Origin of the sequence: Vibrio sp. STUT-A11 (genome assembly GCF_026000435.1) — a bacterium.
Classification (GTDB): Bacteria; Pseudomonadota; Gammaproteobacteria; order Enterobacterales; family Vibrionaceae; genus Vibrio.
Map to the genome: position 1 here is coordinate 1934548 of NZ_AP026763.1, position 23904 is coordinate 1958451.

Genomic DNA, 23904 nt, shown 5'->3' on the forward strand with positions numbered 1-23904 from the left:
TATTCCTTTTAACCGCTTTCAACAGCGCCACGCTAACGAAGGAAGTCGTGGCGATGTATTTCGCTTTTTAAGCTGGGATCTGCTGTGTAATGCAGTGAATATTTCCACCGCCAAGCAGCACTTCTCTTGACGGTATAGCAATGATTTGATGCTCTGGCATCGCGTTTTGCAAAATTTCGATTGCGATCGCATCCGTTTCTTCATCGAGCATCGGCAAAAATACATGGTCGTTAACAATGAGGAAATTCGCGTATGACGCACTGAGGCGCTCACCTGCTTGTCGGCTCATTCCTGCACTCACATCAATGCCACTGGCCTCTGTTTCGCTGTAATGTAGCGGACCTGGTAAAGGTAAACGAACAATCTCGATATCGCGTCCCTTTGCATCTTGCTGTGATTTCAGCGCTTTTTCAGCTTGTCTGGAAAGCTCGTACTGCGGATCACTAGGATCGTCAGTCCAACTCAACACGACTTTACCCGGTGCAATCACATGCAGCAGGTTATCCACGTGGCCATCAGTTTCGTCATTGAATAAACCATTTGGAACCCAAATGACTTTTTCGATGCCTAGATATGCTTTTAACTGCTGTTCGATTTCCGTTTTGCTCAAGTGTGGGTTGCGACCCGGGCTAAGCAGACACTCTTCAGTCGTATAAAGCGTCCCTTCTCCATCGGTATGAATCGCGCCGCCTTCAAGTACAAACGGGGCGCGGTAGTAATCAATACCGATGATGTCGCACACGGAACCTGCAACTAAATCATCTTGCTGCCAGTTTTCATACAGGCCATTGTATTCCCCGCCCCAAGCATTGAACTTCCAGCTAATACCTCGGCGATCGCCCATTTGATTCACAACAACCGTTGGGCCAATATCTCGCATCCACGCATCGTTAAATGGGATTTCTACCAAACGAACGTCGGGATGAAGCAACTTTCGCGCGCGGTCAAAGTTGTGAGAGCACACTGCAACACTCACTTTGGTCACGTCGACAATTGCGTTGGCGATTCTGGCAAACGTCTCCTGAGCAGGAACCGCACCGTCACGCCAGTTATCACGTCTTTCGGGCCAAGCTAGCCAGACTTCACTTACCGGCTGAAATTCAGCCGGAAAATAGAAGCCATCTTGTGCTGGAGTTGTAGATAACTTCATAGTAATGCCTCTTTAAACAGCTAACTTTCCAACGCTTGTGTATAGCTCAGGACGACGGTCGCGGAACAGACCCCAAGCGTGACGAGCTTTTGCTGTTGCTTCTAGGTCGATCTCTGCGTAAATGATTGTCTCGCCTTCACGTGGTGCTTCCGCAATTTTTGCACCCGTGTGGTCAGTAATGAAAGAAGATCCGTAGAACGTCGTTTCAATGCCGTCATCCACTTCTGTACCAACTCGGTTTGATGCGATCACCGGCACTAAGTTTGCCGCAGAGTGACCTTGCATCGTACGCTGCCAGTGGTCACGAGAGTCCAATGTTGGATCTTGTGGCTCTGAGCCAATTGCCGTTGGGTAGAAAATCGCTTCTGCGCCATGCAGAGCCAGACTGCGTGCCAACTCTGGGAACCATTGATCCCAGCAAATGCCTGCTCCAAACTTACCAAACTTGGTTTGCCATACTTTGAAGCCAGTATCACCAGGGCTAAAGTAGTACTTTTCACTGTAGCCCGGACCATCAGGGATATGAGATTTACGGTAGTTTTCCAGAACCGTGCCGTCTGCATCAATCATCACTAGCGAGTTAAAAAAGGTGTTACCCGCTTTTTCAAAATAGCTAACAGGAATAACCACACCCAGCTCTTTAGCCAAAGCACTCATCTCTTTGATAAGGCGGCAATTCTCTGTTTCTTCCGCTAATTCAAAATATTTTGCTTCTTGTTTTTTGCAGAAGTAAGGCGCTGCGAAGAGTTCCTGAGGAAGAATCACATTCGCACCATTTTGTGCCGCTTCACGAATCGCCTTTTTGGCTTTTTCTAGGTTATCTTCCAGATCCCAGCTCTTAGTCAGTTGAAGAGCTGCAAATTTAACTACTTTGCTCATTGGATATTCCTTATCTCTTAAATCGCTAGTTTGTCACGTAGGTTGTAGTAAGCCGCACCCATTGCTGTAAATGGAATTTGGAAATGACGGCCACCCGGGAACGAGTAGTGTTTTAGTGCTGCAAACGCATCAAAGCGTTCTGCATGTCCGGTTAACGCTTCCGCTAAAAGTTTACCGGCAAGGTGCGTACAAGTAACACCGTGGCCACTGTAACCTTGTAAGTAGTAAATGTTGTCCGCAAAAGAACCAAACTGAGGCATACGTGAATAAGTCAGCAGGAAGTTACCTGTCCATGCATAATCGATCTTAATGCCTTTTAATTGCGGGAATACTTTTTCCATGTTCGGACGAATAAGCGCCTCGACGTTTTCTGGGTCACGAGCACCGTAAACAACGCCACCTCCAAACAACAGACGTTTGTCGGCTGTTAGGCGGAAGTAGTCTAATAGGTAGTTACAGTCTTCAACACAGTAGTCGCTGGTCAGTACTTGCTTAAGTTGATCTTCGCTTAGAGGCTGAGTTGCGACTACTTGCGTACCACAAGGGATCGCTTTGTTACTGATATTTGGTGCCAGACCGCCAAGATAAGCGTTACCCGCTAGTACAACGTACTTACTCTTAACACTGCCTTGCGCTGTTTTCACTACAGGGTTTATGCCTTTTTCAATCGACACCACCGCAGACTGTTCAAACAGTTGACCGCCAAGTGAGATAAACGCCGCCGCTTCACCTAACGCCAATTTAAGCGGATGAATATGACCACCACGCATGTCCAGTAAACCACCGGTATAAGCTTTAGTGCCGACCGCTTTTTCCACTTCACCTGCGTCTAACATAGTGAGCTGATCGTTGCCGTAGCGTTCCCAGTTTTTCTTATGCTCTTCAAGACCTTTAAGCTGTTTCTTATTCAGCGCTGTGAACAAGCCACCTTGTTTCAAATCACATTCAATGTCGTATTTATCAACCAGACCACGGATGATGTCGCCGCCTTCAAAGATCATGTCGCACAGCGCTTTTGCCTGGCGTTGGTCGTAACGGCTTTCAATAACATCAACATCTCGGCTGTAACTGTTGACGATCTGGCCACCGTTACGACCAGTTGCTCCAAAACCTACTTTTGCACTTTCTAGCACAACGACTTTGAAACCTTTTTCTGCAAGATGCAGTGCAGAAGAGAGACCTGAGAAACCTGCGCCAACCACACACACATCACACTCGATGTTGTCTTGAAGTTGTTGGTAGTCCGGCATGTTTGGCACAGAGTGCGCGTAGAACGAATCCGTATGCTTGTTCATATTGATATTCCTTTATTAATCGTCAGCTGGGTTAGAACGTGTGCCTTTTTAGGCGTGAAGGCGAATCCATGTAGTTTTGGTCTCTGTGAATTTCTCAATGGCGTGCAGCGATTTATCTCGCCCATTTCCGCTCATTTTGAATCCACCAAATGGAACCGTCATGTCGCCTTCGTTGTAGTTGTTCACCCATACCGAGCCAGCTTGTAGTCGTTTAGCGACTCGGTGAACACGGTTGATGTTGCTGCTCCAAAGTGCCGCGCCCAGGCCGTACTTAGAGTCGTTGGCAATTTCGATAGCCTGCGCTTCATCCTTAAATGGAATGACACACAGTACTGGTCCGAAGATCTCCTCTTGAGCAACGCGATATTGGTTATCCACGTTATCCAAAATAGTTGGCTCGACGAACGCCCCCTGACCTTCAACATTGCCACCGCAGCGTAAAACAGCGCCTTCAGACTGGCCTAATGTAATGTATTCCAACACTTTTGATTTGTGGTCTTGGTCGATAAGTGCACCCATAGAAGAACTAGGATCCATTGGATCTTTTGGTGCAAAAGCTTTGGCAGCTTCGATAACTTTTTCAATGAACTGATCTTTGATGCTTTCATGCACCAAAAGACGTGTAGCTGCTACACACACTTCACCCTGGTTATAGAAGCAACCCGCTGCCGTTTCAGCCGCCGCGTGCTCTAAATCGTCACAGTCTTCGAATACGATGTTGGCGTTCTTACCACCCGCTTCTGCATAAACACGTTTTAGGTTACTTTCGCCAGAACGAACCATCAGCTGGCCCGCAATGCGTGTGGAACCAGTGAAAGCGATACAGTCCACGTCTTGGTGCGTTGCCAACGCGTCACCCGCTTCATGACCAAAACCTGTGATGACCTGGAACACACCCTCAGGCAAGCCTGCTTGCTTAGCAAGTTGACCTAAGAAGATAGCAGTAAGAGATGACTTTTCTGACGGCTTAAGGATCACGCTATTACCCGCAGCAAGAGCAGGACCAAGCTTCCAGCAAGCCAGCCAAAGTGGGAAATTCCAAGGAACGACTGCAGCTACAACACCAATTGCTTGATGGGAAATAAAAGCGTGCACGTCTTTTTCTGTTGGTGCGACTTCGCCGTAGACTTTATCGATCGCTTCAGCGTACCAGCGTAAAGATGAGGCTGCGCCAGGGATATCTGTAGAGAAGCTGTGAGAAATAGGTTTACCGGTATCAAGAGTTTCAAGCAGAGCCAGCTCTTCACGGTTTTGGTCTATCAGATCAGCGAACTGTTTTAGAATCGCTTTACGATGTGCAGGGCTGCTTTCACTCCACTGACCTGATTGAAATGCTTTACGAGCGTATGACACCGCAAGATCGACATCTTCACTTTCACAACGAGCAATTTCGGTAAATATTTCGTCTGTTGCCGGATTAACGACAGGGATCGTTCTTCCACTTAATGCTGCGCTGTATTCACCGTTGATGTACGCCCTGTTTTCGATGTTTAGATTGTTTTTAAGTTCAATCCATTGTTCTTGAGTTTTCATACGCTCTCCTTGTTATCACACAAGGCAAGCACCACTTAGAATGTGGTTGGCGTATGCGCGCTTATCATTCGACAAGCCTTGTCTGTGTGATTCGTAAATCTGTGTGGCTGCGTCGTATCAATAACGTACGACTCGCCTTCTTTGATGACAAATGATCGACCTTTGTATTCCAGAGTGATTTCACCCTCTAGTACCGTGCCAATTTCTTCGCCTTCGTGTTTTATTTCAGCAGAACCTGTTGTTCCGTGCGGTGCATATTCTTCGATCAGGAATCCAATCACCTGCTCTTTCGTGCCGTTGGTCACCAGTTTCATCGAAACGGTTTCACTGCCCATTTCAACCAGCTCTTCTGGTGTAACGACAACTTTCACTTCATCATTCTGAGTTTGTTCAAAAATGAAAAACTCTGACAGAGATAAAGAAAATACGTTCACTATTTTTTGCAACGAGCTAACCGAAGGGCTCACTTTACCATTTTCAATCGATGAAATAGCACTGTGAGTAATGCCCGCTCGCTCGGCTAGCTCTCGTTGTGACAATCCATGTTTTTTTCTTAACTGAACAATATTTTTACCAATCTCTTGATTGTCCATTCATGTGGCTCCAAAAATTAAAGAGAAGCCGCCATAATAAATTCTTTAAATAAAATTTGTGAGAAATGATTGGTTTTTGCTTTCCATTCTGGGTGCCACTGCACGCCAACGAAATATTTTTGCCCAGCCAGACTAAAAGCTTCTATCAAACCATCGGGTGCTTTTGCTTCGACTTTAAGTTGTGGTGCTAGCTGATCAACCCCTTGATTGTGCAGCGTATTGACTTCGAAGAAGGTCGTATTTTCCCAATGATTTTCAACTAACCATTGTTCAAATAAGCTCTCTTTTTGAACTAAAACTGCATGTGCTGGCGCATATTTCTGTTCGAAATCATCAACAGGTGCTTCGCGGTGATCATTAAAACCAGAATCGTGAACCGCAGGGTTAAGGGTGCCACCCAATGCAACGTTCATTTCCTGGAAGCCGCGACAGATACCAAGACAAGGAATGTCTTTATCTACCGCGTGGCGAATCAGGTTCAATGCCAATTCATCACGCGCTTCATCTTTCTTATTCTCTATATGGCTAGCGTTGTAGCGATGCGGTGCAACATTTGAGTGGCTACCCGGGAACAAGAAACCGTCACATAGATCCAAGATTGTGGTGATTTCATCACTCGACATATCCGGCGCTAACATAACAGGTAGACCACCGAAACCTTTAACTGCGCGTAGGTAAAAGTCATTAACAGCCTGAATTTGGTAGCCACCTAACTCCTTGGTGCAGCTAACAACGCCAATGATAGGTTTGCGTGTCGTTGTCATAACATATCCGTGTTCAATTTATTTAACATCAACACTACAAACCGTGTACAAAATTATCAACATCGACGTTCGATATTATCGCCATAATGTGACACAGAGCACTTTTTAGCCCATTAAATTGAATATTTATGCTCATTATATTGAACAAAACAAAAACGACTGTTACAAAATAGTTAACAACAAAGCACAAAAGCAACCCATTAAAAAGCCAGAACACAAGATAAGTAATTGTTTAAATTAAATATAACTAAATTGACATGGACATTAATTAACGCTTTGTAATTTAATTGTTAATTTAGCTATCTCTAATTTCTACTCATCTGGCTATTGGAGAAAAAAATGGAATCGTATCTACAGGAAGTTCAAAATTTTAAACAACAGTGGCCCAACATTGAGTTTGTCGACCTCATTTTTACCGATATCAACGCGACACCAAGAGGCAAACGTATCCCGGTAGAGGCGCTGGAAAAGCTTAACAAAGGTGTCGCATTACCGCTTTCAACGATTACGCTCGATACGAAAGGCAACGTGGTAGAAACAGCTGGATTAGGCGAAGACTTGGGTGAACCTGACAATCTTTGTTTCCCGATCAGCGGTACATTGATGCCAACTGCGAAAGAACAAGTTGGGCAATTGCTGCTAAGCATGATGGATGACTCCGGAACGCGACCAAATCCTTTGTTCATTCGCAATATCGTCGCTTCGATGCTTGAGAAGTTAGAGGCTAAAGATCAGTACCCTTGTGTTGCTCTGGAACTGGAGTTTTACTTAATTGATAAACAGCGCGGTGAAAATGGCACACCTTTAACCGCAATCAACCCTACTAAGAAAACACGCGAGAAAGATACCGAGGTGTATGACTTAGATGGGCTGGATGACTATGCAGACTTCTTGTCTGATCTCAACAAAATCGCATTGGAACAAGGCTTAAATACCTCTGGCGCACTTTCAGAATCTGCCCCAGGCCAGTTTGAGATCAACTTTAACCATTCAAAAGATGTCCTTCGTGCGTGTGACGAAATCATCATCGCTAAGCGCTTGATTCGTCAGGTTGCCCACCAGCACGGATTCGATGCTACGTTTATGGCTAAGCCTTTCGGTGATCAAGCTGGTAACGGTATGCACATCCACTTAAGTTTGATGGATAGTGTTGGTAACAACCACTTTAGCCAACAAGACGGGAAAGCGAGTCCCCTCTTTTATCAAACTATGGCGGCAATGCTCGAACAGACATCAGGCGCTATGGCATTAATTTGTCCAAATGTTAACTCTTTCCGCCGCTTTGTTCCTGGTGCTTACGTACCTACGAGAGCAGACTGGGGCGAAAACCATCGTGGTGTTGCGCTACGCGTACCTATCAGTGACAGCAAAAACCGTCGTATAGAGCACCGTATCGCAGGAGCTGACGTTAACCCTTATATCCTCGCGGCAGTAGTACTTTCTGCAGTGCTAGCAAGCGAAAACTATTCCAAAGAACAATGTCCATCAACCTTAAGTGATGATGCGATTGACTTACCTGTGCGTATGTCAGAAGCTCTAGAACAGCTGGAACACAGCGAGCTGGCTCAATACATTTCAAGGGACTTTATCGATTTGTATTTGGCTTGCAAACGCAGTGAACTCGCTGAATTTGAGCGCGCTATCACACCACTGGAAATTGACTGGATGTTGCACTCGGCATAAACAAAGGAAATGTATTTATGACTACGCAAACAAAGGCGATGGATGCGCCGTTAAAATTCAATATGCAACACATTATTATCTCTTTAATTTGTGTTGCTACATTCGTACTATTTACGACTATCGGATTAAATCACGAAGAGGGGCAAACCTACGGATGGATGAGCCTTCTACCAACCGCATTGGTGTTAGTCTTCGCGTTGACGACGCACCGAACGGTAGAAGCGCTGTTTAGCGGCGCAATTGCCGGGGTTCTATTGCTTAACCCAACTGAAGCGGTAGAACAAATCGTTGATATCTCAATGACGGTGATGATGGACGAAACCATTGCTTGGATCATCCTGGTATGTGGCTTGATGGGCGGCCTGATAGCTATCCTTGAGAAAGGTGGCAGCATCCTGAGCTTCTCAGACATGTTAGTGACAAAGGTTAAGAGCCGTAAACAGTCGATGGTAATGACGTTTTTACTTGGTATTGTTATCTTTATCGACGATTACTTAAACGCCATTGCTATCTCTTCATCAATGAAGAAGGTAACCGACGGCTACCAAATCTCTCGAGAAAAACTATCGTACCTCGTTGACTCAACTGCAGCACCGATCTGTATTCTTGTACCAATTTCGACTTGGGCTATCTTCTTTAGCTCTCTTCTAGAGTCGAATGGCGTTGCTGAAACAGGTAAAGGTATTCAAACCTATATTGAAGCGATCCCATACATGGCTTATGGCTGGGTAACGTTAGCCATCGTTCTGTTGGTTGCGATGGAAAAGATTCCAGATCTAGGTGCGATGAAAGCAGCAGAACAACGAGCGAAGAATGGTCAAGTTCGTCCTGACGGCGCAACTGATGTAGATTTTGGCTCTGATATTGCGGCTCATACCAACCCTACAATGGGTCTGATCAACTTCCTACTTCCTATGGTTGTTCTGGTTGCTGCAAGCTGGTACTTCGGTATTGACCTATTAGCAGGTGTGTTTGTCGCGATCATTTTCACGGTATGCTTCTACGGTCTACAACGACTCATCTCGATGAACGATATGTTTGAAGCTGTTTATGATGGCATTAAAGTCATGTTACTACCGCTTGCGACAGTAATCGGCGGCTTCATGCTAAAAAATGTCAACGACTCTTTAGGTGTAACTCAATACGTTATCGAGACAGTTAGCCCATACCTGAGCGCGTCTTACTTCCCTGCTATCATCTTCCTGATTACAGGTGGTCTGGTATTCGCGACAGCATCTTCTTGGGGTACCTTTGCAGTAGCAATGCCAATCGTTCTGCCTTTGGGTGAGCAACTAGGCGTGCCACTACACCTAACCGTTGCAGCTTTGCTTTCTGCCTCTGCTGCTGGTAGCCACTCGTGCTTCTTCAGTGACTCAACGGTACTTTCTGCACAAGGTTCTGGTTGTACTGCAATGCAACACGCAACAACTCAGTTCCCTTATGCACTGATCGGTATTATCGCGACAGCAATTTTCTTCCTTGTTATTGGATAATCACTGACCGCAAATACCAAAAGCCCTGCTGATAAACAGCGGGGCTTTTTTATTAAATCTTCAACAGTCAACTGATGGAAAGTCGTCCCCTACGCTCAGGTATCGAGCTAGCAATAATTATTTAATCAAACCTATGTGTCATGCCCCGCTACCATCAAGTTCATTTTCCTACTATTTCATACTTATTTTAATAAATGGTAATTTTATTATTTAATTTAAAACATCTAATGACAATTAACGTTATAATTTCATTTTAAACACAAATCGAGAAACAAGGTTAAATTACAATTAATAAAACATTTCTTAGTCAGCAACCAACTAACGTCAACTGTTAGTCAATAACTTGACGTTCTGATTTTAAAACTGAAGATAAATGTGTATTATTAACTCAAAATATACATACAATAATATTGCTCAATATGAAATTTTCAGATTTTTTAAAAACGCTGCGTAGAGATTATCACCTTTCCCAACTGCAGATGATAAACAAACTAGCATTGCACAATGCTCTGTTCTCGGACCTCACAGTCGTGACTTATAGTCGTTGGGAAAGAGGAGTCTCTACTCCTCCACTTGTAAAAATGTTAAATATTGCAAAAGTATTCAATTTGGATATTTTTGAGTTTTTAACGACTATCACATTCAAACCATCACAAAACCAGATTAGTGCTTTTGATAACTTATTGAAATACTATGACAATATAAATAATCATTATCGAATATTGAACATGAAACTCAATAACGAAACATTTCACTACTTCAATAGTGAAAGCGAAATGGTGCCTGAAGAAATACTTATACAGACAAAAAAGCGCTGGGATGTCATCTTAAAACTGATGCAAAAACCAGACGACGTCTACAAAGTCGATTGTTTAGAGAGCCTACGTAAGAGTGGTACGATACATATTTCCTCATGTATCGATCCAGAAACAAAAGAAATATTGGCACAAGGAATTTATGTTTTACAAGATATACAAGAAGAAAAGTGTTTACTAGAAAATTTTGAAAATAAAGACATGAGCATTGATAAATTAGTACATGTCGATGATACATCAGAAAAGTTTCTATTTATTCCGATTGTGGCTTTTCATAGCTCACCATGGTTAAGCTTTAATATTTACAATCTTGTCAAAAACTTTACTAAAACAAACGAGGTTAAAAAGATCTATCTACTCGCATCACAGATAAAAACCTTCTCTAAACTAAGATACTTAGGTTTTGATATAGAACGAAGCATTAAGTCAGAAATAAAAAACAAGATCGGGAATTCTTATGTAAAATCAGAGGTTTCTTTACACCTTATATCTTGTGATTTTGATACATTTATATGTAATCATGGTTTAATAAACTTAATCAAGAGCTACAAAGATTATTAATCATTGGGTATTTAATGCTACCTCTATTAGTAACGACCTTAGCGTTAACTGACACTAGCCTCTACTTTATACCTAACGTAATAAGCGTAGAGGCGTCATCTAGTCAGTCAGCTTTCAAAACTCCAAATTAAATGTCCAGTTATTGAGCCCGAGACATTCGGTAATCTACTGTAATTTCAACCCGTCGATTATTCATTCTACCTTGTAGGCTATCATTACTTGCAATAGGTTGAGTTTCGCCTTTACCTTCTACCGTAATGCTCACGTCTGCCAAACCAGACTGGACAAGGAAGTCTTTCACCGCTTGGGCGCGTCTTTCAGACAACTTCATATTATATTCTTCTGGTCCTGACGAATCAGTATGTCCGACAATGTTGAACACCGCAGTAGACTGTTCAGGAATTTGGCCAATAATATTCAACAAATGTTCTTTACCCGCTGATGTCAGTTCAAAGCTGTCAAATCCAAACAAGGTTGAGTCTTGTAATTCAATCACCGTAACCGCTGTCGCTATTGGCTCCTGTGTGACTACCTCAACCGTTTCGTACTTAAAGCGGTTAGTGAAGTTATAGGTCAGCGACAGGTTAAGACTGTTCGAGTCCAAGTCCAAGTCATCATGGCCCCCTACCGCACGAATGTACTGGTAACTTAAGCCCGTAGAAAGCTTGTCGCTCAACCAGTAGTTGATGCCGACTTCCGCCAGTGATGAGACACCGTCATAATCTTTATCGCCTTGTGCTGACGCAGCATCCACGAAGGCGTACCCAATACCAGCGCGTCCATACAAGCTGACTTTTTCATTAATGTACGCGTCGTAACGCAACGCACTTTCAATCATGTCTACGTCTATTTTATGCGCATCGAACTTTGTGCTTTCCCAGTTCTGGTAACCCAAGTCCCAGCTTAGGTTATCACTGAGGCGAACCCCACCATACACGCCCAATTTAGTGCCGTCTGGACTGCTGGCGTGAGACTTGTCATCATCCAGTACTTGGTAGCCGCCTTTTACACCAAAATAGAAGGTGTCAGTCGGTTTATTTGCTTCTGTTGCCATGGCTTGTGTTGCAAACAAAGACACAAGAATCATTAATTTTTTTGTATTCAATGGAGTCACCATGATTGGTTGTATGCCCTTGTTAAAGCAAAAGCACATCATACAGCTGAGATAACAGCCAATAGGATGATCTCTGGCTGCGCATTACATTCAAAGTAGGTCAATGGGGCGGGTACCATTGCCAGCCCCTATCGCGTCATTACAGGTAAATCATCTCTACCGTGATATTGGCTTCAAACTTACCGGCTTTTAATTCGCCCATAACTACCGGATCTGGTTTGAAAAATGCGGCCTGGAATTTGAGGGTTGGGTTGGCGTCAGAAGACAGGTCAAACGTTTGTTCGTAATTAGTAACTGTATTAAATGCAGGAATCACGGCTCTACCGGCAGGTAAGTCTTCATATATCACAATACCAACGTTTTCTGCCGCATTTGCACCTATATACTCATTTTTCAAATAACCAATCGCTTCTCCCCCAATCATTTCCATGCCGGTTTCAGCAGCGGTTGTGATATTGATGTAAGGCATATAATCAGTTTGCGTGCCGGTACAAGACAAACCTATTTCAAACGGTTTCATTGACGATTCCACCACACCGTGGTCAACATCGCCTGCCCATACCGTACCAAGGTCCACCGTCTGCTCTGGCTGGGTCACTTCACAAGACGCGGCTATTGCCTCAAAGTTAGTGACAATAAACATGTTCTTCACGCCTTGGTCTTTCATATCTTGAGCACCTACACCAGGCTTATCACCGTCTTCATATTCAACATTAAATGGATGAAGATTATTCAGTGCCTCTTTGGAAAGCGAAGGTTCGCTGTATTCTGAAGGATGCAAAATCGCCCACGTGACATTAACACTTAGGTCACCAAAGCCTCCCGTATGTGAACGATAGAGGCCGTTACCCTGTCGGCAATCCAAAGTCAAACCGCTACATCCCTCATCAAGATCATCAATTGGGTGAGGTCCATCGCCGACGTTATTAATGGCTGACTGGTTTTCGACATTAAAGTGGTCGTTATATACAAATTCTTCGCGTTCGCCACCTGACGTAAAACTGTCTTTATTTGCAAAGTTAATTTCAGCTTTTACGCCTGCACCAGGAATGGAAGGGTGCGTGCAGTACTCACCTTCTGCTGTCCACCCCTCTGCACAAGTGAGTGTGATATAAACAGACTGCTTCTCAACGATTCGGCCAGCGCCGTACGGGGTGGCTTCCCAAAACACATTGGTTTCAGTGACGTCACAACTGATAGCCTCACCATTCACCGTTGGGCCTTTGCTACGACATTTCGCCGCATGAGGCGTACGCATAAACAGCGGAACATAGCTCCCCCCGGTACTATCACCCATGTTTTGATCGGCTTGGTGTAGGACATCACTCAGACCATCAAACAGTTGGTATAAATCCGAACCCAACATGGTATCGCTGTAGATGCTGTCGTTGATCGCAGTCGCTAAGTTCCCAAACAGGGTAGACAACTCGTCCAATGACATGTCTTTTAAAGCAGTAAGAATATCATCACCAGTGACGCCGTACGTGACTTCGCCAATACGACCAACGGCGGCGCTCAAAATGTGCAGTCGTTGTTGTGGTGTCGTTGCTTGTTTTAAATCCGTATATAACACCTTACGGGTTGCAGTTGGCATTGCATGCAACTTGTTTTCAACGCGCTGTATTATTTGGTCAACAATGCGCTGTTTGTCAGCTTCGCTCAGTTTATCTACCACCGCTCTCAGTGCTTGTGGATGAGAAACAACGAATCCAGAGAGTTTGCTTTTTAAGCGCGCTTTGTCTTCATCACTCAGTTCGTTGTATTTCTCTTTTAATGTTTTTTTGATTTGCGCTTTTTGTTCTGGCGTAAGTTGCCTTATGGCCTGACGCGCCGCTTGCTTTTGTTCATGACTCATCGAAGAGAGATGTTTAGCGGCCAGATCAAGCTTGCTACGATCTGTAGATGACGCGAAAGTATTGAAACTAAATAAACCACAAAGAAGTAACAACGCGCCACAGGTTTGTTTCGTTGACTGTTTCATAATGGGATCTTTTATTCTGTTTGGAATTGCAGATTCAGTAGCGCGTGAATACCACACGCTACCAATCTGGCTTATTATCGAAAGAAGTTAAAGGTTAACGGCAATCGACCGTTTGCTTGATGATGCCTGACTCGGCACTCAGTAGCTCTGCGTCTTGCGTTAAGTCGTAGTGAGCCGTACAGGTGTTACCGCCCCACTTCACTTCAAGTTCACCTTTGTCGTTGAGTCCCGACAAATAAACGACGCTGTTATTGCCCACAAAGGCGGCTTCGTTGGCGATATCATCCATCACTTTGACGACAGAGCCAAACGGGATATTTTGACCTTTGTAACGCAGCGTTAGCAATGCTTTGTAACCCGTTCTGATGTTGAAATCCGCTTTAACCACCGCGCCCGCGGTTGGTGACACTTTCTGTACCGCATTGGTTGCTTCCATATTGCCGCTGAGTGAGTTGGTATCAATCGATACTTCGTTCTCTCGGTAGCTGTTTACATACGGAATCACCGCGTAACCTTCACCATCGGTATCAATACCGGTACCGTTATTAACGTGGATGTCTTCCGCTTCGTTGGTATCAACAATCACAATCCCGTTATATTCAGCGCTGTTGATCGGTTGTGACAATGTCACACCACCGGAGTGAGCGATGATAGCACCACTCGCGCCATAGCTTAGCTGCGTACCACCACGTCGTTTACTCACGGTTGCATTCATGTCGGCGTGGCTGCCTGTGTAACTGACACTTGCAGAAGCGGCGTTATTGTCTTCGCCATCTTGTACCGTTGCAGCAATGCTGTAGTTTAGATTGTCATCGTCTAACGCACTGTCAGAGTATGACATGCGACCGATAGTGTGATGGCTATTGTCTTCAGTAACCGATAAATCAACGTAACCACTGTCTCTCCAACCCATCAGTGGAATACTTGCGTTGACCATAAATTGGCGATCGTCGGAGTAACGATCAGAGTCCATCATCGAGTAAGACAATGAGTAGGATACACGGCCAATATTGTTGTTGTAACTCACTGATAAGTTACGATCTTTATTGTCGGTGTCCCAATATTCCTGCTGATAACCATAAACCGACAAGCTGCCCCACTCACCATCTTTGATTTGTTGGTTGAAGCTGACTTGTAAACGCTCTTTCTTGTGATCTTCAAAACCGAAAGCAACATGATCTGAGTTCGCGGCTAACAAATCCTCAAGACTGTAGAAGTCTTCTGTTGAATAGCGGTAACTTGCCAACGTGAAAGAAGCGCCAATTTCTTCAATGTCTTTTGAGTAGTTAAGGCTGTATGACTGTCCTTGGGTGTAGCCGTCTTGATCAACATCAGCGATAGAGTGGGTGACATCGGCGGTTAATGCACCAAAGCGACCAAGGCTAATACCTAAACCCAGAGCAAATGCATCGTAGTCTTCTGATAACTGCAAGCCACCGTAAACCGTCAATAAGTTTGAGAGACCATACATCGCACTCATCTCACCGACAAAGTCATCGGCATCTATCGACGATGAATCATACTCACCAGCGCTTAACGTGTACTTAAACTGTCCTTCACGCACCATGTTTGGCACGCCGGAGAATGGCTGGATGAATGTTCGTTCTGTGCCATCTTCTTCTGTGATGGTAACGAGCAAGTCGCCACTCAGTGACGTTGGGTACAAGTCGTCAATTACAAACTGACCAGGCGATACCACCGTCTGGTAGATTATTGAGCCGTCCTGCTCTACCGTGACTTTGGCGTTCGAATTTGCAATACCATGAATCACAGGCGCAAAACCTTGTTGGCTGTTCGGTAGCATCGAATCATCCGATACCATTTGCGCGCCAAGCAGTTTTACGCTGTCGAAAATATTGCTGCGTGTACTGATATTACCTGCTTCAAAACGACTGCGTATGCTCTTAACATCACGGAATACTTTCGTGCCAAGGTTATCCCAGTTATCTGTGCCCAAGTCAGCGTCGTAAGTGAAGGTGCTGTAATTTCTTACGCGCCATGCGCCAATGTTAAATCCACTGCGAAAGTTGCCGTAATAATCATTACTGACACTTTCGCCATCGGTCCAACTGTTGATGCCTTGTAGATTGTAGTTCAACATCAATGCCGGAACACCGTCATCCCAGCTTGCAGGATCAACCCAGCCTTGCTGTTTGCGCTCAACATATATTTGTGGAACGAACAGGTCTAAACGTTGTTTTTTTGCGTCAAACTTATAAATGAAATTAGGAATGTAGTTTTCCCATTCAGCAACAGCCTCATCATCTTTTAGCTTTTTCGCGGTTGGCAGCTCATCCATCTTGACGCCATAACGAGACAACGTACTTTTGCTAACAAGAGGACGAAGTTCATCTTTGCCTTCGACCGATACGAACTTGACGTCTGACAATGCCATGTACTGATTGTTGAAATACACATCGACTCTGTAAGTACCCGGCAGCATACCGTGTGTCGAGTTTATAAAAGCGTCTAAATCTTGCGGGAGCGTGGTACCTTGATCAAGTTCAAGAGCATTGAGGTTGAAGTCGCCGTCTGCTGCATTGGCGATAAGTGGGCTACAAAAAATGGCTACAGCTAGGGCAACCTTAGTCATTTTGAACATTATTACACACCTTGAAACATGGCTGACTGGTTCAGCCATGTACAGAATCTAGAGGAGAGTAACAGGAAAAGAATAAAGCAGATTTAACGGAGTGCTTGATTATAAATCTTGTACTTTTTCTTCTGTGATACCGCCGAAATCGTTAACGGCTTTCCATGTTACTTTTTTGTGGCTATCGCCATTATTTGGTAGCGAGTATTGGATCTGCCCTTTTGGTGGAACCATGTCATAACCCGTTTCGATTTTTACGTCATCGACTTTCAGTTCAAATAAAGAAACATAAAATGGTGTTGGGTTGTTAATCACCAACTTGTGGTTGTTATACGAGAACCCTAACTGTTCGTAGCCAGCATTACCTTGTTGGTATTCAGCCATCACAGAAGACGGACGGTAGAATAACTTGATACGGCTTTTAACCGCGATGTTCATGCTATTGCCCGAAGCGGTATCGTGCACACGAGGAATCGCCTTGACGTTAATCCAAAAGACAGACTCTCGGTCTTGAGGTAACGTTTGTGCACCAGTAGAAACCACTCGCAGCTCGTTCTTGCTATTGGCGTCAGACTTCACTAATGGTGGTGTAATAATGAACGGGGCTTTAATTACTTCTTTTTGATCCCCCGCGGGTCCTTTGTTATCAACCCAACTCTGAACCAAATAATCACTATTTTCGGTACTATTGCTAACAACAAATTTCGCTTGTTCTTGGCTACCATCAAAGATAACGCGAGTACTACCAAGGCCAAAACCACCAGCATGTGCAAAAGAACTCAATGTAATCAACAGACCGGAAATAAGTTTACATTTCATTAGATTTCACCTTTGAAATCGCGTCCCTGCGAATTATATTCATTAAAAAAATACAGGCTTATTTGGCATTATTTGTAGTTAATTGAGAAAGTTGCATCTAGGTTTGCATTACCCGCAGTCATTTCAGTGCCAGCAACAGTTGCTACGTATTGAGCTTCGACTACAACGTCTGCAGCACCGCCAGTCACTTCCCAAGTTTTACTTTCTTCGCCGTAAGCAATTGGCTGACCTTCGTCATCGTTTAGACGGATTGCAACACCTGCTGCGCTGCCTTCTGTGATTGCGTAGTCACTAGCGTAATCATCTGCGCCTTCAGTAGAAGTGATACGCAGTGAAACACTTGATACTGATTCTGGGCAGTCGGTCAGTGAAAGGTTTAGAGGTACAGAAGTTGATACATCACCTGCCGCAGCGAAATCTGTTGTTAGGTAAGTACCTAGGTCTAGGCTTTCGTCAAATGGGTTGTCTTGACCGTTCACTGCACAAGTTGAATCTGTGATAAAGCCAGTAAAGTGAACCACACCACCAACGGCTTCAGCACCTTCGATTGTTGCTGCAAATGCAGACGTTGATAGAGTTAGTGCGATTGCTGTTGCTGCGAATACTGATTTCATGAGGAATCCTCTTATTTAATTTTTTTAATGTTAAAACACTTGGGGTAATGTTTGACTTCCCCTTAAAGACAGGCACATTATCTACACAGATCACAAAACAAGCGTTATCAGTTAAAAAAACTTTTTTTGAAAACGTTAATTACCAGAGCATTCCTACAACACCATCTAATCAATCTCACAGACAAACGTATGACGATATGGTCTCTAGCAGTGACAAATACGTACAGACCGTTATAGTTTTAGAGTTGACCACGTATTGAAGACATGGCTCTGAGTAGCCAATAGCATTTATAACGCTTAGTCGATATGAGAAGAATTTTAGGAGTACAGCGATGGAATATAGATTGAGTTTACAGCGGTTGCTTAAGGCTATTTGCTTAACTTTCTGTGTACTGGTAAGCGGCTGTACTCAGAGTGACTGGCGTACAGCAAGCCGTGAGCCAGCAGGTATAGCTCCTAATCCTTCTAATGTTAAGCAGGCCGTCATTGAGTTTTATGCAGCCGATGCATTTGGATGGCGTGGCTGGTTTGCGGTCCACACCTGGCTTGCGATAAAGCCAGAAAACGCAAATGAATATACCGTCTATGAAGTGGTTGGATGGCGAGTCGGCCGAGGACAACCAGCACTATATACGTATCAAACAGCTACGCCTGATCGTTATTGGTATGGTGCTCGTCCAGAAAAAGTGCTTTCGATTCAAGGTGAAAAAGCACAGCAGCTAATCCCTCAAATTCAGCGTATTGTAGAGAACTACCCTTATGCAAATGAATATACGCTATTTCCGGGGCCAAACAGTAACACCTTCCCTGCCTGGGTGGGTCAGCAAATCCCCGAGCTAAACTTAGACATGCCGTTTCGTGCTATTGGTAGTGGCTACATCAACTGATTGTTAAACAGCCAAACTAAATACAGTTGAAGAGTTTAGAACGTATAAAGAAGGTCAACTCGTCTACACTCAATAATGATTAGACCTAAAAGCTCAAAGAGCTAATTATCAAAACGGCACTAGATACTGGTGCCGTTTTCATTTATCACACCACCAATACAGAACTCACCGCGCATCACTGGATGACTAATCCAACAAAAAATTGAGTGCCTTAAGCTTAGTGAGTGAAGCATTCGCCTCACAACCTGTTCTTAATTTACTAAAGTGAAGTTTAAATTAAAATTTAATTCAAACTTGATCACGTCAAAAAACCAAACTACGTTTTAATCATACCAAATGGTAATTTAATTACATTAAAGGGAGTTGTTATGTTGTCAGCTATCAAGGAAATGTTGGTTCATCCCAAAGATTACTCTGGTCACGATGTAGATACGGTGATCTCACAACTCGCCGCTCAAACAAGCACAGAGCCTTATATCTGGTCTTATATCGAAGAACAGTCTGTCTACGAAAACACCTCAAATGGAATGCGCGTGTACCCGCACGAACTTCGAAGATATATTTACTAATACTCTACCGTCTCCACAACATGTGCCCTACGGTGTACTTCGGTTGTAGGGCACATTCTCGCTTTTGCAAAGGATGTAATTAAGAAATGAAATGTTACGCCGATAACTCGCACAACGCTTCAATCGCAGCGTCTGCTTTAGAGGATTGGACAAAGATATGATCGTGGTAAAAGGCCGCGATGACATTAGCACTGATGCCTTTTGACGCCAGTTTAGTGGCTACCGCAGCGGTCAGCCCAACCGCTTCCAGGCTTGAATGAACTGTCAGTGTTATTTGCTTGAACGAACCTTCAAACGATAAACCCGCTTCCAACGCAGAAGATTTTTCAAGCACCAGCGTTAATCCTTCTGCCTCCATAAATGTACAGATAGGATTGAGCGCCAGATAATCCCCAAGCTCACCGGAAACGGTACAAAAGACAAACTCAGAGTTGACGAGCTTAGGGCGTAGTGATGTAAGCAACTCATCTAATTCGGTTATCCCTGCCATTCAGATATTCTCCATAACGCTTAATAAATGATGAAACTCAAGCTTTCTTGACAAATTTCGCGGTGACCATCATTTCACCAGCACCATCTACTTTGCAATCCAGTTGATGATCTTTACCTTCGACGATGCGTCTAATCACGGCTTTAGTACCAATCTTTAAAACAAGAGAACTACCTTTAACCTTGAGGTCTTTCGCCAGCGTTACTTTATCCCCTTCGGCTAGCAAAGAGCCATTAGCATCATTGACACTAAACACTTCTTCGACTTCAGATGGGTTCCATTCATAAGCGCACTCTGGACAAATCAAATGGTTTTGGTCTTGATAAACATATTCGGATTGACAGTTGGGGCAAGGAGGGAAAGACATAGCTAACTCTTATTAATTGATAACTTTCCACATATGTTAATACCTCAGCCCGAAATTGCACGTAATAACTCAATGTTATACCAAAACAGCCACGAGCATTCTGACTGCTAATAAAGTGAGTAAGATTTTGATTACCAGTATGATTTTATTATTACCCGCCTTAAACCTAGCCTTAGTACCAATAAATGATCCTAGGATGGATCCGATAACCATATAGACGATGAGATTCATGTTTGAAACTAAGTCACTCGATACTGCAGCATAGACTGGGATCTTAGCTAGATGGCTAAGCGTCAAAAACATGGAGCTTGTTGCAATGACTTCATTATTCGATTTCAACTGTTTAGTCAGTACTGATAGTGACAGCGGCCCAACTGCACCAACGATAAGTCCCAAGCCCGTTTGCAGAAACCCAATTAGATAATAGCTTTCATAACGACGTATAAAGTGCGCAAATCGCTGGCTCCAAAGGTTCAATAATATATAGGTTCCGATTGCAGCTGGAACATACTCAAAAGAAATATTGGAAAGGAACAACCCAAACAACAGCATACCTACTAGTGAACCAGCCAGAAATTTGGGAAGCAACGACCATCTCACATGGGATAGCGAGAAAAACATGCGAGATGAGTTACTGGCTAACTGTGTTACACCATGTATCGGGATAATTAAACTAGGGCTAAGGAAGTTGGGCAAAATGGCGATCAGTAGCATCCCTCCACCAAATCCAATCACACCCGCAATGGCGGACGTGACCATCGAAATTAACCCTAAAATCAATTCTACTGACACAACTGTCCCTTAGCACTAACGCTGGATGCTTAATTCTGACTTTGCTCTGGGAGCTCTTCAAAGCTTGGTATTTGGGCCAAGTTTTTGGTCCAAGTCGAACAGCTAGCAACAAAAATTTTTGCCGTGGGTGACATTGGTACTGGACTATCAAGACTACCAGCAGGGACGACAACACAGTGAATACTTTCCATTGCCGTTGGCAATGCTGAGCCACAGTTTTGACAAAAGCTTTTACTGTGTAACGTATTCGGGTGTTGGTAAGTCTTAACCTCGCTTTCCCCCTGAGTCCAAACTAACGTTGAATCTTGAGCAAAAAGGTTAGCAGCGTGCGCTGTCCCTGTATCCTTCTGGCAGCGAGTACAGTGACATAAAAAGAATTGCTGGAACGCGCCCGTAAGCTCGTATTTCACAAGGCCGCAAAGGCAAGAACCTTTATGTACACTTTCCACAATACGCTCCTCTGAATTTACATATCTACACGAGTTACGCCAAACGCTTCTGCCCACTGATTGGGTTCTGCAATAATAAACTCGTAAGTGCGTTCGTCAGATAATGTAATGCGTATTGCATCATTCGTAACTGGCATCAGACCAGCTCCTTTTCCTATGCACTTCTCGACCGAAACGATTTCATCACGTTGCAATATGTATGGCCCAAGTGCAATTTTTTGATTATAGGGTTCAAAAATGACCTCTGCGTCTGTAAGAGACAGCTTTCCATCCGCTCTTGCCACACCAACCTGTATTGTAGCAACAGACGATTTAATAATTTCTCCCGACATATGATCTCCTTATACTATGATTGATTCTTTTTAATGCCTTGCTAAACACCACCAGTGACCACTCCCATTCGAGATATCAAGATAACCTTGTCGTCAAATCCATCATCAAACGCATTAACTATAGAGTATCAAGCGATTAATAGAGACATGTAGTAGAACCTTTCGTCTTCCTTCTCAACGATAAAACCACTCCTCTGATACAGAGGATAAGCAGGACTAATTTTAAATACCTTCAACCTGACCCGTTGTGCGCTGGACTTAATCGCCAATCTTGAAGTTTCAGCCAGTGCCGCTGCGCCAATTCCCTTATTTTGAAACAATGGGCTGACTTGAAGATCTCGCAGATAACAGTGCCCGTCATCGTACTCCAATCGAATTGCACCAACGACCTCACCATCAAACAAAATATCCCAGCTTTCCAGTTTGACAATGTGTTCCAATATCTGCCGCTGATCCCAATCAACCGAATATTGCTCATAATAAGATCGCATATTGTCGTAAGTGATCGCGGCTGATTTAGAGAAATCAGCCGTTGGCCGAAATGAAATGTTCATAACTCTCCTTTCTCTCGCTAACCACTAAAGATAGACAACTGCTTCAACATTATTGCCATCAGGATCTAACAAAAACGCGGCGTAATAGTTAGGCGCGTACTTTTTTCTCAACCCTGGTTTACCATTACAACTGGCGCCATTAGTTAAGCCTGCTTGATGAAACTCGAAAACTTGTTCTTTATTAAAAGCAGAAAAAGCGATGTGGCTTTTCGCCTTGTTGTCACCTTTTTCAATTAGAAATCTGACGTTAGGCTCCGTGGTTAAGCCAAAGCCAGCTGCAGCGTCATCTGCCCATTTTAACTCAATACCAAGTGGCGCTAATGCACGTTGGTAAAAGTCACGGCAACTTTCAAAATCAACGACTTTAATTTCAAAATGATCGATCACTAGAATTCCTTGTGATGTAGTCTTAAGTGTCCTTGTGTATTTTAACGTACCTCAAAGACTCAGCTTAACCCCCTACCACTTAAAACGTTAACCCAAGCGACTTCAAATCCGCCTCACACTGCACAGCATTTTCAAACTGAATGGCCGCGATACCAACAGCTTCAGCGCCTTCGACATTATATGGCATATCATCAATAAACACGGTTTGCGTCGCTTCCAATGAGTGCTGAGTTAACATTAACTGATAAATCTCTGGATGGGGCTTTAACAGTCCAACTTCAGCCGATACCGTCGCGCCTTCAAACAGATTCCAAAACGTATAAGTTTCTTTCAAGTACGAGACAATTTCATGCACATTATCCGTAAGAGCAAACACGCGATAGCCAGCCGCTTTAACTCGCCTGATCAGCTCGACTGAGCCATAAATTAGAATCTGGGTTTGTTTCACATAATAAAACAATCGCTCGCAATCAAGCTCAGAGAAACCAAGAAGTTGTTGATATTGAAGTTTTGCTTCACTTTCAGAAATAATGCCTTTGTTCAGATCTAACCAAGTGTCTGACTGAAAGATACTTTTTACTTTTTCTTCAGGAGATTCCACGTTTCCAAACGTTAACCTGACGATTTCTAGTGGCGCCCAGCGAACAACCACATTTCCGATATCAAAAACAACATTTTTGATATTTTTCGATTCCATTTCTCTTTCATACCAACTTACGAAATTAGTTTTATTATCTTTACTTATTTAAACAGAGCAGGCTTAAAATATTTTTCGTTGAGCCAAAACTAAATACACAATTCATCATCAAAGAAACTGCAGCACCAAACAAGTCACGAATGCTGGTAAGCCTGCGATAAACAACACTAGCCCTGTTTGATAGTTAAGTCGACGATGCAATTGTTGTTCTTTGTCAAAATCATGCTCTTTGACCATTTTGTAGACTTTATCCGTTCTGGGATTGGCGAGTCTGGATGCTTTACTGTCTACACTCGGCTCCCACATAAGCTTTGCCAAGACCCAAATTACGATGACGACAAAAAACAAAAAATCGACCAGTTGTGTTGTGGCAAAGAAAGGGAAAAACTTCGATAGAACAAACACAGTTAATGCGGCAATCAAGTTGATGAGCAGCACTTTTTTAATCAAATCAAGCAAAACACCCTCCTAAGGTTAAATCCGTTTCAAGTGA

General features: G+C 43.6%; 24 protein-coding genes and 1 pseudogene. 5 read left to right on the top strand and 20 right to left on the bottom strand.

The annotated features are described in order from the left end of the window. Window positions 1-67: 67 nt before the first annotated feature. The 6 genes and pseudogenes from aguA to OO774_RS09145 all read right to left on the bottom strand — a co-directional run bounded on the left by aguA (window position 68) and on the right by OO774_RS09145 (window position 6214). The gene (gene aguA, locus OO774_RS09120; protein WP_264901742.1) at window positions 68-1150 is read right to left on the bottom strand and encodes an agmatine deiminase; all 1083 of its coding nucleotides are present in this window, start codon (window positions 1148-1150) and stop codon (window positions 68-70) included. A gap of 12 nt (window positions 1151-1162) precedes the next feature. Continuing rightward, window positions 1163-2029, bottom strand: a complete 867-nt coding sequence (aguB, locus tag OO774_RS09125) for an N-carbamoylputrescine amidase (RefSeq protein WP_014232021.1) — start codon at window positions 2027-2029, stop codon at window positions 1163-1165. Between the two features lie 17 nt (window positions 2030-2046). Then, complete coding sequence (locus tag OO774_RS09130) at window positions 2047-3324, bottom strand: FAD-binding oxidoreductase (protein WP_264901746.1); 1278 nt, start codon at window positions 3322-3324, stop codon at window positions 2047-2049. Between the two features lie 48 nt (window positions 3325-3372). Further along, complete coding sequence (locus tag OO774_RS09135; protein ID WP_264901748.1) at window positions 3373-4857, bottom strand: aldehyde dehydrogenase; 1485 nt, start codon at window positions 4855-4857, stop codon at window positions 3373-3375. 35 nt (window positions 4858-4892) lie between these two features. Further along, window positions 4893-5450, bottom strand: coding sequence for an HTH-type transcriptional regulator PuuR (puuR, locus tag OO774_RS09140; protein WP_176293115.1), 558 nt, complete (start codon window positions 5448-5450; stop codon window positions 4893-4895). Beyond that, a pseudogene (locus tag OO774_RS09145) lies at window positions 5428-6214 on the bottom strand (gamma-glutamyl-gamma-aminobutyrate hydrolase family protein). Before OO774_RS09145 ends, puuR begins: the two are co-directional and overlap by 23 nt. A gap of 339 nt (window positions 6215-6553) precedes the next feature. Here OO774_RS09145 and OO774_RS09150 point away from each other — a divergent pair. From OO774_RS09150 to OO774_RS09160, 3 genes are all read left to right on the top strand, one after another. Beyond that, on the top strand, window positions 6554-7897 hold the full coding sequence (locus tag OO774_RS09150; protein ID WP_263836959.1) for a glutamine synthetase family protein: 1344 nt from the start codon (window positions 6554-6556) through the stop codon (window positions 7895-7897). A gap of 17 nt (window positions 7898-7914) precedes the next feature. Beyond that, complete coding sequence (locus OO774_RS09155) at window positions 7915-9390, top strand: Na+/H+ antiporter NhaC family protein (RefSeq protein ID WP_264901749.1); 1476 nt, start codon at window positions 7915-7917, stop codon at window positions 9388-9390. 419 nt (window positions 9391-9809) lie between these two features. Then, window positions 9810-10766, top strand: a complete 957-nt coding sequence (locus tag OO774_RS09160) for a helix-turn-helix transcriptional regulator (protein WP_264901751.1) — start codon at window positions 9810-9812, stop codon at window positions 10764-10766. Between the two features lie 139 nt (window positions 10767-10905). Here the strand turns inward: OO774_RS09160 and OO774_RS09165 are convergent, their stop codons facing one another. The 5 genes from OO774_RS09165 to OO774_RS09185 form a co-directional block, all read right to left on the bottom strand. Then, on the bottom strand, window positions 10906-11871 hold the full coding sequence (locus tag OO774_RS09165) for an OmpA family protein (RefSeq protein ID WP_264901753.1): 966 nt from the start codon (window positions 11869-11871) through the stop codon (window positions 10906-10908). 148 nt (window positions 11872-12019) lie between these two features. After that, window positions 12020-13861, bottom strand: a complete 1842-nt coding sequence (locus OO774_RS09170; RefSeq protein ID WP_264901754.1) for a fimbrial protein — start codon at window positions 13859-13861, stop codon at window positions 12020-12022. Window positions 13862-13955: 94 nt separating this feature from the next. Further along, window positions 13956-16463 (bottom strand): fimbria/pilus outer membrane usher protein, encoded by a 2508-nt coding sequence (locus OO774_RS09175; RefSeq protein ID WP_264901755.1) that lies wholly within the window; start codon window positions 16461-16463, stop codon window positions 13956-13958. Window positions 16464-16562: 99 nt separating this feature from the next. Next, entirely contained in the window at window positions 16563-17273 is a 711-nt protein-coding gene (locus tag OO774_RS09180; protein ID WP_264901757.1) for a molecular chaperone, read from the bottom strand. Window positions 17274-17341: 68 nt separating this feature from the next. Then, window positions 17342-17887 carry a fimbrial protein gene (locus tag OO774_RS09185; RefSeq protein WP_264901759.1) on the bottom strand — a complete coding sequence of 182 codons (546 nt, stop codon included), beginning with the start codon at window positions 17885-17887 and terminating at the stop codon, window positions 17342-17344. A 332-nt stretch (window positions 17888-18219) separates the two neighbouring features. Here OO774_RS09185 and OO774_RS09190 point away from each other — a divergent pair, with 332 nt between their 5' ends. After that, a complete protein-coding gene (locus OO774_RS09190; protein ID WP_264901760.1) occupies window positions 18220-18774 on the top strand; it encodes a DUF3750 domain-containing protein in 555 nt (184 codons plus the stop codon). Window positions 18775-19142: 368 nt separating this feature from the next. Then, window positions 19143-19343 carry a hypothetical protein gene (locus OO774_RS09195; RefSeq protein ID WP_014232029.1) on the top strand — a complete coding sequence of 67 codons (201 nt, stop codon included), beginning with the start codon at window positions 19143-19145 and terminating at the stop codon, window positions 19341-19343. A 94-nt stretch (window positions 19344-19437) separates the two neighbouring features. Here OO774_RS09195 and OO774_RS09200 read toward each other — a convergent pair whose 3' ends face one another. The 9 genes from OO774_RS09200 to OO774_RS09240 form a co-directional block, all read right to left on the bottom strand. Further along, window positions 19438-19833, bottom strand: coding sequence for an ACT domain-containing protein (locus tag OO774_RS09200; protein WP_264901761.1), 396 nt, complete (start codon window positions 19831-19833; stop codon window positions 19438-19440). A gap of 37 nt (window positions 19834-19870) precedes the next feature. Further along, a complete protein-coding gene (locus OO774_RS09205; protein WP_263836970.1) occupies window positions 19871-20200 on the bottom strand; it encodes a zinc ribbon domain-containing protein YjdM in 330 nt (109 codons plus the stop codon). A gap of 75 nt (window positions 20201-20275) precedes the next feature. Continuing rightward, on the bottom strand, window positions 20276-20992 hold the full coding sequence (locus OO774_RS09210; RefSeq protein WP_264901763.1) for a sulfite exporter TauE/SafE family protein: 717 nt from the start codon (window positions 20990-20992) through the stop codon (window positions 20276-20278). Between the two features lie 29 nt (window positions 20993-21021). Further along, window positions 21022-21441: a GFA family protein gene (locus OO774_RS09215; RefSeq protein ID WP_264901764.1), complete on the bottom strand. Its 420-nt coding sequence runs from the start codon at window positions 21439-21441 to the stop codon at window positions 21022-21024. Between the two features lie 17 nt (window positions 21442-21458). Continuing rightward, window positions 21459-21773 (bottom strand): hypothetical protein, encoded by a 315-nt coding sequence (locus tag OO774_RS09220; RefSeq protein ID WP_264901766.1) that lies wholly within the window; start codon window positions 21771-21773, stop codon window positions 21459-21461. A gap of 128 nt (window positions 21774-21901) precedes the next feature. Further along, entirely contained in the window at window positions 21902-22327 is a 426-nt protein-coding gene (locus OO774_RS09225; protein WP_263836974.1) for a GNAT family N-acetyltransferase, read from the bottom strand. 24 nt (window positions 22328-22351) lie between these two features. Then, on the bottom strand, window positions 22352-22714 hold the full coding sequence (locus tag OO774_RS09230) for a VOC family protein (RefSeq protein WP_264901768.1): 363 nt from the start codon (window positions 22712-22714) through the stop codon (window positions 22352-22354). 79 nt (window positions 22715-22793) lie between these two features. Beyond that, entirely contained in the window at window positions 22794-23411 is a 618-nt protein-coding gene (locus tag OO774_RS09235; protein ID WP_264901770.1) for an HAD family phosphatase, read from the bottom strand. A gap of 108 nt (window positions 23412-23519) precedes the next feature. Next, a complete protein-coding gene (locus OO774_RS09240) occupies window positions 23520-23870 on the bottom strand; it encodes a hypothetical protein (RefSeq protein WP_264901772.1) in 351 nt (116 codons plus the stop codon). Window positions 23871-23904 lie beyond the last annotated feature (34 nt).

What these genes read in the sequence shown, in the direction of transcription:
- aguB (WP_014232021.1), bottom strand. Translation starts at nt 2,029, where the DNA reads ATGAGCAAAGTAGTTAAATTTGCAGCTCTTCAACTGACTAAGAGCTGG.
- puuR (WP_176293115.1), bottom strand. Translation starts at nt 5,450, where the DNA reads ATGGACAATCAAGAGATTGGTAAAAATATTGTTCAGTTAAGAAAAAAA.
- OO774_RS09220 (WP_264901766.1), bottom strand. Translation starts at nt 21,773, where the DNA reads ATGTCGGGAGAAATTATTAAATCGTCTGTTGCTACAATACAGGTTGGT.
- OO774_RS09130 (WP_264901746.1), bottom strand. Translation starts at nt 3,324, where the DNA reads ATGAACAAGCATACGGATTCGTTCTACGCGCACTCTGTGCCAAACATG.
- OO774_RS09180 (WP_264901757.1), bottom strand. Translation starts at nt 17,273, where the DNA reads ATGAAATGTAAACTTATTTCCGGTCTGTTGATTACATTGAGTTCTTTT.
- aguA (WP_264901742.1), bottom strand. Translation starts at nt 1,150, where the DNA reads ATGAAGTTATCTACAACTCCAGCACAAGATGGCTTCTATTTTCCGGCT.
- OO774_RS09235 (WP_264901770.1), bottom strand. Translation starts at nt 23,411, where the DNA reads ATGGAATCGAAAAATATCAAAAATGTTGTTTTTGATATCGGAAATGTG.
- OO774_RS09150 (WP_263836959.1), top strand. Translation starts at nt 6,554, where the DNA reads ATGGAATCGTATCTACAGGAAGTTCAAAATTTTAAACAACAGTGGCCC.
- OO774_RS09195 (WP_014232029.1), top strand. Translation starts at nt 19,143, where the DNA reads ATGTTGTCAGCTATCAAGGAAATGTTGGTTCATCCCAAAGATTACTCT.
- OO774_RS09185 (WP_264901759.1), bottom strand. Translation starts at nt 17,887, where the DNA reads ATGAAATCAGTATTCGCAGCAACAGCAATCGCACTAACTCTATCAACG.
- OO774_RS09135 (WP_264901748.1), bottom strand. Translation starts at nt 4,857, where the DNA reads ATGAAAACTCAAGAACAATGGATTGAACTTAAAAACAATCTAAACATC.
- OO774_RS09225 (WP_263836974.1), bottom strand. Translation starts at nt 22,327, where the DNA reads ATGAACATTTCATTTCGGCCAACGGCTGATTTCTCTAAATCAGCCGCG.
- OO774_RS09175 (WP_264901755.1), bottom strand. Translation starts at nt 16,463, where the DNA reads ATGTTCAAAATGACTAAGGTTGCCCTAGCTGTAGCCATTTTTTGTAGC.
- OO774_RS09160 (WP_264901751.1), top strand. Translation starts at nt 9,810, where the DNA reads ATGAAATTTTCAGATTTTTTAAAAACGCTGCGTAGAGATTATCACCTT.
- OO774_RS09190 (WP_264901760.1), top strand. Translation starts at nt 18,220, where the DNA reads ATGGAATATAGATTGAGTTTACAGCGGTTGCTTAAGGCTATTTGCTTA.
- OO774_RS09200 (WP_264901761.1), bottom strand. Translation starts at nt 19,833, where the DNA reads ATGGCAGGGATAACCGAATTAGATGAGTTGCTTACATCACTACGCCCT.
- OO774_RS09155 (WP_264901749.1), top strand. Translation starts at nt 7,915, where the DNA reads ATGACTACGCAAACAAAGGCGATGGATGCGCCGTTAAAATTCAATATG.
- OO774_RS09205 (WP_263836970.1), bottom strand. Translation starts at nt 20,200, where the DNA reads ATGTCTTTCCCTCCTTGCCCCAACTGTCAATCCGAATATGTTTATCAA.
- OO774_RS09170 (WP_264901754.1), bottom strand. Translation starts at nt 13,861, where the DNA reads ATGAAACAGTCAACGAAACAAACCTGTGGCGCGTTGTTACTTCTTTGT.